General features: G+C 55.9%; 10 protein-coding genes. 6 read left to right on the forward strand and 4 right to left on the reverse strand.

Annotated elements, in window-relative coordinates:
* Window position 1: 1 nt before the first annotated feature.
* On the forward strand, window positions 2-793 hold the full coding sequence (gene ssuC, locus L6R44_RS08620; protein WP_237423883.1) for an aliphatic sulfonate ABC transporter permease SsuC: 792 nt from the start codon (window positions 2-4) through the stop codon (window positions 791-793).
* Window positions 790-1560 (forward strand): aliphatic sulfonates ABC transporter ATP-binding protein, encoded by a 771-nt coding sequence (gene ssuB / locus L6R44_RS08625; RefSeq protein ID WP_032639303.1) that lies wholly within the window; start codon window positions 790-792, stop codon window positions 1558-1560. Before ssuC ends, ssuB begins: the two co-directional genes overlap by 4 nt.
* A gap of 87 nt (window positions 1561-1647) precedes the next feature.
* Here ssuB and pepN read toward each other — a convergent pair whose 3' ends face one another.
* Entirely contained in the window at window positions 1648-4260 is a 2613-nt protein-coding gene (pepN, locus tag L6R44_RS08630) for an aminopeptidase N (RefSeq protein WP_237423884.1), read from the reverse strand.
* A 254-nt stretch (window positions 4261-4514) separates the two neighbouring features.
* Between pepN and pncB the strand changes: the two genes are divergently transcribed.
* The 4 genes from pncB to aspC all read left to right on the forward strand — a co-directional run bounded on the left by pncB (window position 4515) and on the right by aspC (window position 10371).
* Window positions 4515-5717 carry a nicotinate phosphoribosyltransferase gene (gene pncB / locus L6R44_RS08635; protein WP_032639299.1) on the forward strand — a complete coding sequence of 401 codons (1203 nt, stop codon included), beginning with the start codon at window positions 4515-4517 and terminating at the stop codon, window positions 5715-5717.
* Window positions 5718-5882: 165 nt separating this feature from the next.
* Entirely contained in the window at window positions 5883-7283 is a 1401-nt protein-coding gene (gene asnS / locus L6R44_RS08640) for an asparagine--tRNA ligase (RefSeq protein ID WP_032639297.1), read from the forward strand.
* Window positions 7284-7889: 606 nt separating this feature from the next.
* Complete coding sequence (locus L6R44_RS08645) at window positions 7890-8996, forward strand: porin (protein ID WP_272930053.1); 1107 nt, start codon at window positions 7890-7892, stop codon at window positions 8994-8996.
* 184 nt (window positions 8997-9180) lie between these two features.
* Window positions 9181-10371: an aspartate transaminase gene (gene aspC / locus L6R44_RS08650; RefSeq protein ID WP_237423885.1), complete on the forward strand. Its 1191-nt coding sequence runs from the start codon at window positions 9181-9183 to the stop codon at window positions 10369-10371.
* Window positions 10372-10421: 50 nt separating this feature from the next.
* Here the strand turns inward: aspC and L6R44_RS08655 are convergent, their stop codons facing one another.
* The 3 genes from L6R44_RS08655 to ldtD form a co-directional block, all read right to left on the reverse strand.
* Window positions 10422-11069, reverse strand: a complete 648-nt coding sequence (locus tag L6R44_RS08655) for an MBL fold metallo-hydrolase (protein WP_112781204.1) — start codon at window positions 11067-11069, stop codon at window positions 10422-10424.
* Between the two features lie 20 nt (window positions 11070-11089).
* Entirely contained in the window at window positions 11090-11641 is a 552-nt protein-coding gene (locus L6R44_RS08660) for a YcbK family protein (RefSeq protein ID WP_032639289.1), read from the reverse strand.
* A 174-nt stretch (window positions 11642-11815) separates the two neighbouring features.
* Window positions 11816-13639 carry a L,D-transpeptidase gene (gene ldtD / locus L6R44_RS08665; RefSeq protein ID WP_237423886.1) on the reverse strand — a complete coding sequence of 608 codons (1824 nt, stop codon included), beginning with the start codon at window positions 13637-13639 and terminating at the stop codon, window positions 11816-11818.
* Window positions 13640-13774: the final 135 nt, after the last annotated feature.

Below are 13774 nucleotides of genomic sequence, written 5' to 3' on the forward strand. Positions count from 1 at the left end.
CATGTCTGCCACCTCACAAAAATGGCTGCTGCGCGCCGCGCCGTGGTTTTTACCCGTCGGCATTGTGGCTCTCTGGCAGCTCGCGTCGTCCACCGGCTGGCTGTCGAGCCGCATTCTGCCCTCACCTGAGGGCGTTGTAGAAGCGTTCTGGTCGCTCAGCGTGAGCGGCGAGCTGTGGCAGCATCTGGCGATCAGCTCCTGGCGCGCGGTAATCGGGTTTTCCATCGGCGGCAGCATCGGCCTGGTTCTGGGCCTGATCAGCGGCCTGTCCCGCTGGGGCGAGCGGCTGCTGGATACGTCGATACAGATGCTGCGCAACGTGCCGCATCTGGCGCTGATCCCGCTGGTAATTTTGTGGTTTGGAATCGATGAGAGCGCCAAGATCTTCCTCGTGGCGCTGGGCACATTGTTCCCGATTTACATCAACACCTGGCACGGCATCCGCAATATCGATCGCGGGCTGGTGGAGATGGCGCGCAGCTACGGCTTGTCGGGTTTTTCCCTCTTTGTTCACGTGATTCTGCCGGGCGCCCTGCCCTCCATCATGGTTGGGGTGCGTTTCGCGCTCGGCCTGATGTGGCTGACGCTGATTGTGGCGGAGACCATCTCGGCCAACTCCGGCATTGGCTACCTGGCGATGAACGCCCGCGAATTCCTGCAAACGGACGTGGTGGTGGTTGCCATCATTCTGTATGCCCTGCTCGGCAAACTCGCCGACGTCAGCGCCCAGTGGCTCGAACGCAGCTGGCTGCGCTGGAACCCGGCCTATACCCTTCAGGAGGTGAAAGCATGAATACGGCACGACTGAACCAGGGAACGCCGTTGCTGCTGAACGGCGTGACCAAACGCTACGGCGAAAACACCATTCTTAACGGGCTGGATCTGCATATTCCCGCCGGCCAGTTTGTGGCCGTTGTCGGGCGCAGCGGCGGCGGCAAGAGTACCCTGCTACGCCTGCTGGCCGGACTGGAAGCCCCCAACGGCGGCGACATTCTGGCAGGGACAACGCCGCTTGCGAATATTCAGGACGATACCCGCATGATGTTCCAGGACGCGCGCCTGCTGCCGTGGAAGACGGTTATCGACAATGTCGGGCTCGGTCTTAAGGGCAGCTGGCGGGACGAAGCCCGTCAGGCGCTGGCGGCCGTTGGGCTGGAAAATCGAGCGGGTGAATGGCCTGCTGCCCTCTCGGGCGGGCAGAAGCAGCGCGTGGCGCTGGCGCGAGCGTTGATTCACCGTCCGGGCCTGCTGCTGCTTGATGAGCCCCTTGGCGCGCTCGACGCCCTGACGCGGATCGAAATGCAGGATCTGATTGTATCCCTGTGGCAGGCGCACGGCTTTACGGTGCTGCTGGTGACGCATGACGTGAGCGAAGCCGTCGCGATGGCGGATCGGGTGCTGTTGATAGAGGATGGGAAAATTGGTCTGGATCTGACGGTGGATCTTCCTCGACCTCGTCGCGTAGGCTCTGCACGACTGGCGGAGCTGGAGGCGGAAGTGTTGGATCGGGTAATGAGGCGTGGGGGTACGGAGTTAGCGCGAGCTAAGGCTAATGCCTGATGCCCTCATCCCGGCCCTCTCCCACGGGGAGAGGGAGAAAACCCTACGTAGGCCCGGTAAGCGCAGCGCCACCGGGCTTTTTTTACATCAGGCCAGTGCCTTAGCAATCTTCTCGTACAGATCGCCAGACAGGTTTTCCAGCCCTTTCAGCTGCTCAAGCGCGGCACGCATCTTCGCCTGACGCTTCGCATCGTAGCGTTTCAGACGGATCAGCGGCTCAATCAGGCGCGACGCCACCTGCGGGTTACGGCTGTTCAGCTCGGTCAGCATTTCCACCATGAACTGATAACCGCTGCCGTCTTCGGCGTGGAACGCCGCCGGGTTGCTGCTGGCAAACGCGCCAATCAGGGAACGCACGCGGTTCGGGTTACTCATGGTGAACGAACGATGCTTCAGCAGGCTGCGGACTTTGCTGAGCGCATCGGCCGCCGGGCTGGTCGCCTGCAGGATGAACCACTTGTCCATCACCAGGCCATCCTGATGCCACTTGTCGTCGTACTCCTGCATTAGCGCATCGCGGCACGGCAGTTCGGCAGCAACGCTTGCGCCCAGCGCCGCCAGCGCGTCGGTCATGTTATCCGCGTCGTGATATTGCTTGCTTACCAGGGTGTTCGCCAGCTCGGTTTCACCGAACGCCAGATAGCGCAGGCAGGTGTTGCGCAGAGAACGTTTACCAATGTCCGCGTGCTCAACGCGATAGGCGTCAAGCTTGTTGGCGTTATAGATGGCGAGGAACTCGTCCGCCAGTTCAGCAGCCAGCGTGCGGGTCAGCGCTTCACGCACCGCCACGATCGCAATCGGATCGATAATCTCGAACAACTCGGCGATTTCAGTCGCTGACGGCAGGGTCAGAATTTCAGCGGCCAGCGCCGGGTCAATCTTCTCATCCAGTAGGATCGCGCGGAACGCGTCAGCCACGTGAACGGGCAGCGACAGCGGCTGGCCCTGCTGATGACGGTTTACGTTAAGCTTGATGTAGGTCGCCAGCAGGCTCTGCGCCGCATCCCAGCGGGAGAAGTCGTTACGCGCGTGGCGCATCAGGAACGTCAGCTGCTGATCGCTCCACTTGTACTCCAGCTTCACCGGCGCGGAGAATTCACACAGCAGCGCAGGCACCGGCTGGAAGTAGACGTTATCGAAGATAAAGGTCTGCTCGGCCTGGGTCACGTTCAGCACGTGGTGTACCGGGTGGCCGCCCTTCTGCAGCGGGATGACGTTGCCTTCGTTATCGTACAGCTCAATGCTGAACGGAATATGCAGCGGGTATTTCTCTTCCTGCTCTGCCGTCGGCGGCGTGCGCTGGCTGATGGTCAGCGTGTACTGCTCGGTTTCCGGATTGTAGTCGTCTTTGACGGTGACAACCGGCGTACCGGCCTGGCTGTACCAGCGGCGGAAGTGGGAGAGATCCACGTTAGAGGCATCTTCCATCGCCTGGACAAAATCGTCGCAGGTGGCCGCGCTGCCGTCGTGACGCTCGAAGTAGAGCTGCATCCCTTTCTGGAAGTTCTCTTCACCCAGCAGGGTGTGGATCATGCGGATAATTTCAGCGCCCTTCTCATACACCGTCAGGGTGTAAAAGTTGTTCATCTCGATGACTTTATCCGGACGGATCGGGTGCGCCATCGGGCTGGCATCTTCCGCAAACTGCAGGCCGCGCATGGTGCGCACGTTATTGATGCGGTTCACCGCGCGTGAACCCAGATCGGAGCTGAACTCCTGGTCACGGAAGACGGTCAGGCCCTCTTTCAGGCTCAGCTGGAACCAGTCGCGGCAGGTGACGCGGTTACCGGTCCAGTTGTGGAAATACTCGTGGCCGATGACGCGTTCAATATCGAGATAGTCTTTGTCCGTTGCGGTATCGGTGCGCGCCAGCACGTATTTGGAGTTAAAGACGTTCAGGCCTTTATTCTCCATGGCGCCCATGTTGAAGAAATCGACGGCGACGATCATATAGATGTCGAGATCGTATTCGAGGCCGAAGCGCTCTTCGTCCCACTTCATGGAGTTGATCAGCGAAGTCATCGCCCACGGCGCGCGGTCGAGGTTGCCGCGATCGACAAACAGCTCCAGCGCCACGTCGCGGCCTGAGCGGGTTTTAAAGGTGTCGCGCAGCACGTCGAAGTCCCCTGCCACCAGCGCGAACAGGTAGCACGGTTTCGGGAACGGATCCTGCCACTGCACCCAGTGACGGCCATTCTCCAGCTCGCCTTCGCCTACGCGGTTGCCGTTGGAGAGCAGGAAGGGATACAGGGTTTTATCGGCGATGATTTTGGTGGTGAAGCGCGCCAGGACGTCCGGGCGGTCAAGATACCAGGTAATATGGCGGAACCCTTCCGCTTCACACTGGGTACACAGCGCCACGCCGGACTGGTAAAGCCCTTCCAGCGCGGTGTTGGCGGCCGGGCTGATTTCATTGACGATGCGCAGCGTAAACTGCTCCGGCAGGTTGTCGATGACCAGCTGGTTATTTTCTTCTTTATAGTCCGACCAGGCTTCATCATTAATATGCAGGGAGACCAGCGTCAGGTCTTCACCGTCCAGACGCAGCGGCACCGCAGTTGCGCCGTGGCGCGTCACCTGGCTCACCGCCGTCACAACGGTTTTAGTGGCATCCAGGTCAAAAGTCAGATCGATTTCGCTAATCAGGTAATCCGGCGCACGGTAGTCGTGGCGGTATTTGGCTTGTGGCTGTTGTGTCATAGAAAACCTTATGCATCGTTTGTCGAGTAACGTTTCAATATATTCCTGTTGCACAAATCTCGCTATGCAGAATGTTCATCTTTTCAGGGGCAAAACCCTTTTTTGCTACATTTGTATAACACGGGGCACAAAATGCCCTCGACCCTAAAACGCGCTTATGTTGTGATCGGGGTTCAATAAATCACTAAACAAGGTATACTCCGGAGTTGTTTATTGTACTAAACGCTCCTGTGAGAGGATGCTACTGCGCACCTATGACTCAATTCGCTTCTCCAGTTCTGCATACGTTGCTGGATACCGACGCGTATAAACTGCATATGCAGCAAGCCGTTTTCCACCACTACTATGACGTGCATGTCGCGGCGGAATTCCGCTGTCGTGGCGACGACCTGCTCGGTATCTACGCAGACACCATTCGTGAACAGGTCGATGCTATGCAGCATCTAACGCTGCAGGACGAGGAATATCAGTGGCTTTCTGGCCTGCCTTTCTTCAAAGCCGACTACCTGAACTGGCTGCGCGACTTCCGCTATAAGCCGGAGCAGGTCACCGTGGTTAACGATAACGGCAAGCTGGATATTCGCCTTGAAGGTCCGTGGCGGGAAGTGATCATGTGGGAAGTGCCGCTTCTGGCGGTCATCAGCGAACTGGCTCACCGCTACCGTTCGCCGGAAACGGGCGTCGCGCAGGCGGTTGCCGCACTGGAAAATAAACTCGCTGACTTCTCCACGCTGACCGCAGGGCTGGACATGTCCCGCTTCCGCCTGATGGACTTTGGCACCCGCCGCCGCTTCTCGCGTGACGTTCAGGAGGCCATCGTTAAACGTCTGCAGCAGGAGCCGTGGTTCGTGGGCACCAGTAACTACGATCTGGCCCGCCGCCTCGGCCTGACGCCAATGGGCACCCAGGCGCACGAGTGGTTCCAGGCGCATCAGCAGATCAGCCCCGACCTGGCCAATAGCCAGCGCGCGGCGCTGGCCGCATGGCTTAATGAGTACCCGAACCAACTCGGGATCGCCCTTACGGACTGTATTACGATGGATGCCTTCCTGCGCGACTTTGGTCCTGAGTTCGCGGAACGTTACCAGGGGTTACGCCACGACTCCGGGGATCCGGTTGAGTGGGGCGAGAAGGCGATTGCCCATTACGAGAAGCTCGGCATCGACCCGATGAGCAAGGTGCTGGTCTTCTCGGACAATCTCGACCTGGCGAAAGCGGTCGACCTCTATCGCCATTTCAACAGCCGGGTGAACCTGAGCTTCGGGATTGGTACCCGTTTGACCTGCGACATTCCACAGGTGAAACCACTGAACATCGTTATAAAGCTGGTGGAATGTAACGGCAAGCCGGTAGCAAAACTCTCCGACAGCCCGGGCAAAACCATCTGCCATGACAAAGCGTTTGTCCGCGCGCTGCGCAAAGCGTTCGATCTCCCGCAGATTAAAAAAGCCAGTTAAGCGCTTACGGGAGCCTTGATGGCTCCCCTCTTCTTATTTATTTCTCAATTCTTCTCTTTTGACTGCGAAATTTACTTGTCTGATGGCGGATGGCAGGTAACATAGATATCCCCCATAAGGGTGGACAAGTGTTTATTTTTTCCGACTATTAACAGAGAGAATATTATGAGCGTTGTGCCTGTAGCCGACGTACTCCAGGGCCGTGTCGCCGTTGACCAACAAGTCACCGTGCGCGGATGGGTGCGTACCCGCCGAGATTCTAAAGCTGGCATCTCCTTCCTCGCCGTCTATGACGGTTCCTGCTTTGATCCTGTACAGGCCGTCATTAATAATTCTCTGCCCAATTACAATGATGACGTTCTGCACCTGACGACGGGCTGTTCCGTTATTGTCACCGGCGTGGTCGTGGCATCCCCGGGCCAGGGCCAGAGTTTCGAAATTCAGGCCACAGCCGTTGAAGTCACCGGCTGGGTTGAAGATCCGGACACCTACCCGATGGCGGCAAAACGTCACAGCATCGAATATCTGCGTGAAGTTGCCCACCTGCGTCCGCGTACCAACCTGATTGGTGCGGTGGCGCGCGTGCGTCACACGCTGGCGCAGGCGCTGCATCGTTTCTTCGATGAGCAGGGTTACTTCTGGGTGTCTACTCCGCTTATCACCGCGTCCGATACGGAAGGTGCGGGTGAGATGTTCCGCGTTTCCACGCTGGACATGGAAAACCTGCCGCGCACGCCGGAAGGTAAAGTGGACTACGACAAAGACTTCTTTGGTAAAGAAGCCTTCCTGACCGTATCCGGCCAGCTCAACGGCGAAACGTACGCCTGCGCGCTGTCTAAGATCTACACCTTTGGCCCAACCTTCCGCGCCGAAAACTCCAACACCAGCCGTCACCTGGCGGAATTCTGGATGCTGGAACCTGAAGTGGCGTTTGCCGACCTCGACGACGTTGCCGGTCTGGCGGAAGCGATGCTGAAGTATGTCTTCAAAGCGGTGCTGGAAGAACGTCCTGACGACATGAAATTCTTCGCCGAGCGTGTCGATAACGAAGCGATTGCACGTCTGGAGCGCTTTGTGTCCTCTGACTTTGCCCAGGTGGACTATACCGATGCGGTAGCTATCCTCGAGAAATGCGGTGAGAAGTTTGAGAACCCGGTTTACTGGGGCGTGGATCTCTCTTCCGAGCATGAGCGTTACCTGGCTGAGAAGCACTTCAAAGCGCCAGTTGTCGTGAAAAACTACCCGAAAGACATTAAGGCCTTCTATATGCGCCTTAACGAAGACGGTAAAACCGTGGCAGCGATGGACGTCCTGGCGCCGGGCATCGGTGAAATCATCGGGGGTTCTCAGCGTGAAGAGCGTCTTGACGTGCTGGACGCGCGTATGGAAGAGATGGGGCTCAACCCTGCCGACTACAGCTGGTACCGCGATCTGCGTCGTTACGGTACCGTACCGCACGCCGGTTTTGGTCTGGGCTTCGAGCGTCTGATCGCTTACGTGACCGGTGTTCAGAACGTCCGCGACGTGATTCCGTTCCCACGTACGCCACGTAACGCCAGCTTCTAATCGGTAAAACGCTAAAATGGCCAGCAAATGCTGGCCATTATTTTATGCTGTATTGTCAGTTTTCGTCAGTGCAAAGTCAGCGTCTTTAAACCTTCACCCCGTCACAACCTCTACCTGTTACGTTTTGTTTCCGTGAAATATCCAGAGACAAAAAATAAACCCCATTCTTATTGCGATTATTACACGCTCAAGCAATAGCACAAATTTCAACCACTCTTGCAGCCATCCAGAAGTCTTTTTGAGGTCATAAGAAAAACAGAGTCGTTTACTGTCTGTTTATACGAATCACCTTTATCTCAATTAATCATAAGCAATTCATATATATAGGATAGGTTTTGTCGTTTAATTCGCCAGGTCACTCTGAAGTTTGAGGTGCTTCACAAAGTTCCCAATATTACACATTTAGTTACACATATTTTCTTTCAGTTACTTAATCTTGAGAATTGTAGCACTTTCAGGCTAGCGAAACGCTTCGGCGAATGGAAAGATGCCTGTCAGATACATAAAGACACCTAACTCTCATCAATAGTTCCGGAAATATTTATTGACAGAATTTATTGACGGCAGTGGCGAGTGTCATAAAAAAACCAATGAGGGTAATAAATAATGATGAAGCGCAATATTCTGGCAGTGGTAATCCCTGCCCTGCTGGTAGCCGGTGCAGCGAACGCTGCAGAAATCTATAACAAGAACGGCAACAAACTGGACTTCTACGGGAAAGTTAACGCCGAGCACGATTTCGTGACCTCCGGTGATAACACCAACAATAACGACGCGACCTACGCGCAGATCGGTTTCAAAGGCGAAACCCAGATCAACGACCAGCTGACCGGTTACGGCCAGTGGGAATACCGTTTCCTGGCCAACCAGGCTGAAAATGGTACTCAGACTAACAAAAACCGTCTGGCATTCGCTGGCCTGAAAGCGGGCGACGCTGGCAGCATCGACTACGGTCGTAACTACGGTATCGTTTACGACGTAGAATCTTACACCGATATGGCGCCGTCCTTCTCAGGTATGACCTGGGGCGGTAACTATGTTGATAACTTTATGACCAGCCGCAGCACCGGTCTGCTTACCTACCGTAACAGCAACTTCTTCGGTCTGGTTGACGGCCTGAGCCTGGGCGTTCAGTACCAGGGCAAAAACGACCGTACTGACGTTAAAACCTCTAACGGTGACGGCGTAGGCTACTCTCTGGGCTACGATTTCGGCGAAGGCTTCGGTGCAATCGCATCTTATAGCAACGCTAACCGTACTCTGAACCAGAAAGCTGATGGGGAAGGTGATAAAGCTGAAGCATGGGGTGTTGGTCTGAAATACGACGCTAACAACATCTACCTGGCAACCACCTATGCAGAAACCCGTAACACCACCCGTACCGGTTCTAACGGTGACGCTGGCTTCGCTAACAAAACGCAGAACTTCGAAGTGGTTGCTCAGTACCAGTTCGATTTCGGCCTGCGTCCAGCAATCTCCTACGTGCAGACCAAAGGTAAAGACCTGGCTGCCGTTGGCGGCTTCAGCGGTGGCGATGCAGATCTGGCTAAATTCATCCAGGTTGGTACCACTTACTACTTCAACAAGAACTTCAACGTGTGGGCTGACTACTACATCAACCTGCTGGACAAAGACTCCGACTACGCGAAAGCCGTTGGCGGCCTGAACGGCAACGACGACATGGCTGCTGTGGGCGTGACCTACCAGTTCTAATCCGTACACCACGATGTTATATGCTTAATGAACAGGGCTTCGGCCCTGTTTTTTTATGCATGACAGAAAATAATGGCGACTTTTGAAAAGCCGCACGCTTTTCGTCGCAAACGGTTGGCATTTTGTAAATCTACCGTTAACCTGATAGCGGATTTCACTTCTGTAATCACAATGGAACTTCGTCATGTTTGAGAACATTACCGCCGCTCCTGCCGACCCGATCCTGGGCCTGGCCGATCTGTTTCGTGCCGACGACCGCCCTGGCAAAATCAACCTGGGTATTGGTGTATATAAAGATGAAACCGGCAAAACTCCGGTACTGACCAGCGTTAAGAAAGCCGAGCAGTATCTGCTGGAAAACGAAACCACCAAAAACTACCTCGGTATTGATGGTATTCCTGAATTTGGTCGCTGCACCCAGGAGCTGCTGTTCGGTAAAGGCAGCGCAATTGTGAATGACAAACGTGCGCGTACAGCACAGACCCCGGGCGGTACCGGTGCGCTGCGCGTGGCGGCGGATTTCCTTGCGAAAAACACCTCTGTTAAGCGTGTCTGGGTGAGCAACCCAAGCTGGCCAAACCACAAGAGCGTGTTTAACTCTGCGGGTCTGGAAGTGCGTGAATACGCCTACTACGACGCGGCAAACCACTCTCTCGACTTTGACGGCCTGCTGGCGAGCCTGAGCGAAGCGCAGGCGGGTGACGTGGTGCTGTTCCACGGCTGCTGCCACAACCCAACCGGTATCGATCCTACGCTTGAGCAGTGGGAACACCTGGCGAAGCTGTCCGTAGAAAAAGGCTGGCTGCCGCTGTTCGACTTCGCCTACCAGGGCTTCGCCCGCGGTCTGGAAGAAGATGCCGAAGGCCTGCGCGCGTTCGCAGCCGTGCATCAGGAACTGATCGTTGCCAGCTCCTATTCCAAGAACTTCGGTCTGTACAACGAGCGTGTAGGTGCCTGTACGCTGGTTGCCGCTAGCGAAGAGACCGTCGATCGCGCGTTCAGCCAGATGAAATCGGTTATCCGCGCGAACTACTCTAACCCACCGGCACACGGTGCGTCTGTTGTTGCTACTATCCTGAGCAACGATGCGCTGCGCGCGATCTGGGAACAAGAGCTGAACGATATGCGTCAGCGTATTCAGCGCATGCGCCTGCTGTTTGTGAACACCCTGGCTGAGAAAGGCGCGGACCGCGACTTCAGCTTTATCATCAAACAGAACGGCATGTTCTCTTTCAGCGGCCTGACCAAAGAGCAGGTTCTGCGTCTGCGTGAAGAGTTTGGCGTGTACGCCGTGGCCTCTGGCCGCGTGAACGTGGCAGGCATGACGCCTGACAACATGGCGCCACTGTGCGAAGCGATTGTCGCCGTACTGTAATTTGCGCCCATAAAAAAAGCCTGCGTTATGCAGGCTTTTTTTTATTCGGGTTACCAGACAGGCATTTCATCCTGAAGGAACGGGTTATGGAGCCGTTCATAGCCCAGCGTCGACATCGGACCGTGCCCAGGGATAAACGTCACGTCATCACCCAGCGGCAACAACTTCTGTTTGATCGACTGAATCAGCTGCCCGTGGTCGCCGCGCGGAAAATCGCTGCGTCCTACGCCACCTTTGAAGATCACATCGCCGGAAATCAGCAGACGAGACTGGTCATCAAAGAAGACGATATGGCCTGGCGTATGCCCAGGACAATGCAACACCTGTAAAGTCACATTCCCTACGTTAATACGCTCTCCCTCGTTCAGCCAGCGATCGGGCGTCAGCGGCTGACACTCATCCAGGCCAAACATGCGGCTTTGAGCAGGTAACCCCTGCAGCCAGAACTCATCTTCTTTTTCCGGACCGATAATCGGCACGCCGTAGTGTGCAGCCAGTTCAGCTGCTGCGCCTACATGGTCGAGATGGCCATGCGTCAGTAGAATCTGCATGAGCGTCACGCCGCTGTCGGCGACTTCCTGCTTGATTTTCTCAGCGTCACCGCCGGGATCGACAAGCGCGGCCAGTTTAGTCTGTTCGCACCAGATGAGTGAACAATTCTGGGAGAACGCGGTAACCGGAATAATACGATAGTTCATACTGCTCCTGTGTTTCGTTATTACCAGTGCCGAACCGGACCGGTATCAATATGCACAAAGTTGCTGCTGGGGTAATATCCTACACCACCTGCGCGCATAGATAACGCGGCTTTGCGAATATTGGCTAACGAAACGCCTTCAATATGGAAATCCATTGCCTGTCCCTTCGTGTGATAGCTTTTTTTCGCTACCCCGCGGCTGTGGGCGCGCAGTTCGTTGTTGGTATCAATCGAGCGATAGCCAGAAATGAGCTGCACCGGCTTGCTGGTACCCAGCAGGCCCTGAAGGCGGAAAAGCTGATCAAACAGTCCTGGGTCGATGGCTTTTATTTTATTCGCGCGGAAATCACGGAAAAAATGGTTAAGTCTTGCTAATTCATCCTGAATATAGCCTCTGCCATCGAAAAACTCCGCTTTTAGCGACTCACCGGTATGCAGATTGTTGAGCGTTAAAACGCGCGGACGAGGTGTCGAGAGGGTGGCAAATGCTGGCGTCGGCAAGATGGCCGCTGCGCCAAGCGCAACACCACCTAACGCCAGCAGTTTGCGGCGATTAGCGTCAAATTTGTCCATGATAATCAGGTCTACAGGTAAAAGAAATCGTAATATGCTTAGCGCACGAAGGGCACCTTAACTGGCAAAACCGGGTACGTCAAGGCGCCCAACCCCAGTGAATACGCGGCTTGCAGCGATATAGCCCCTTATTCACCCTAACTTACGACAATCATTTTTCCCGAACTGCTTCATTTACCTGATTAATTGTTCCGCTTTTGGCAAAATTTGTGCGCTGGATCGCGCGGTGAGATCATAATTGTAAATATCTGTACGATACTGGGTACGCCCGTCTTCGCCCACAAACGCCGTCAGATAGTAAAGATTGACCGGAATATTGTGGCGAATATTAACGTAACGCGTATCCCCCTGCTTCAGGGCATCCGAGATGCGCGTATCGTTCCAGCCCGCATCCTGCAACAGCATATTGGCCAGCTCCGAGGCTTTGTTCACGCGCACGCAGCCAGAGCTCAGCGCGCGCGTATCTTTCTGGAACAGGTTGTGGTTCGGCGTATCGTGCAGATAGATAGCATCTGAACTCGGCATATTGAATTTGTAGCGCCCTAACGAGTTATGCGCCCCGGGAGCCTGCTGGAAGCGGAACGGCAGGTTCGACGCGGTGATCGTCGACCAGTCGACCATATAAGGATCGATGGCCTCTTTGCTGTTCCAGCCGCGCATCACCGTATAGCCATGACGCTCCAGATACCCCGGATCGTTCCAGACCTTCGGCAGAATGTCTTTACGCGCCAGGGTCGGCGGCACGTTCCACGGCGGGTTAACCACCACGTTATTTAACGCGCTGCTCATCATCGGTGTTTTACGATCCGGACGCCCGACAATCACGCGCGACGCCAGCTTTTCGCTACCGTCCTGATAATAAACCAGGGAATACGCCGGAATGTTAACCATAATCCCGGTCGAGAGCGTTCCCGGCAGCAGGCGCAGACGCTGGATATTGAGTGCCAGCACCCCTGCCCGCTGCGCAGGCGATACGTTCAGCCAGTCGCGCGTCGTCTGGCCAATGACGCCATCGGCACCCAGCCCCTGGGCCGCCTGGAATTGTTTAACCGCCGCAACCAGCTCGCGATCGTATGCCGCAGGTTTATTGCTGACGGCAATCGCTTTTTTCTCTTTCACGGGGGCTGACGGACTCACCACCGCGCTTTGCGGATCGTCGCCGGGTAAGGCGATATGCGGCCCGCCATCAAGAAGACCGGAGCGCGTCAGGATCTCGCGCAGGGCTGGCACGTCGCTGCTCCACTGTCCCGGACGCAGCGTCGCGGTGCCGCGCATTTGCGGCCACGGACGCGAGTCGCCCACCAGCGCGAGGAGCGACTGGTGCAGGGTGGCATAGTGTGGATGCGCCGGTGCGAGGCTGGCAATAAAGTGCGGCAAATCGCCATTGTCCAGGGCTAACTGCCACTGGTTAATTACCGACAGCGCGGGGGTCGCCAGCTTGTAGGGTTTATCGCTGTAAAGCCAGCGGTTGCCATTGACCGGAATGCCCGCCACGAACTGCAGATAGCCCATCATGGCATCGGAAAGCACCACGTCCCGCGCCTGCCCGGTGACGGCAGGATCGGTTAACAGCTCGACCCACTTTGTAAACTGCGGCTGAAACCCTGCAATCGCGACCTCCGCCAGCTGCTGCTGGAAGGCGCGCACGGCATCGCGGTTTTCCCACATCGGTTTCATATCGCGGGCAGCATAAAGGAGCGTGAGCTGATTGAGATAGACAGGCGCGTAGCCTGACGGCAGCCCCGACTGCAGCTGCTGGCTGAGCGATTCAGCGTCGATGCCTTCAGGCAGCGGCTTAATACCGGCCATAATAGCCGTCGCCGGAGACTGCTCCAGCGGCTGTGACAACGACGTTGGCTGCGCGCCTGTCGTTGCCGAACTGTCAGTCGGCACAATTTCAGGCTCGTCGGCCTGGGCGGTTAACAGTGGAGCAAACATCACTGCCAGGCATAAACTCAGCGCAGACAGCTGACGACCACATTCTTTCTTAAGCAACATCCCTTGCCCCCTGTTTTCACGACATGCCCATCACGTTGGGGCTTTCTTTCATTATAGGTAGACGGCTAAGCTGTTGCCTTACCTTATGTAAAGAAGTTTAAAGATAACGCAGCCCTAAGCACAAGTTAAGTTTAA

This window comes from Enterobacter cloacae complex sp. ECC445 (genome assembly GCF_021892025.1).
Lineage (GTDB): Bacteria > Pseudomonadota > Gammaproteobacteria > Enterobacterales > Enterobacteriaceae > Enterobacter > Enterobacter chengduensis.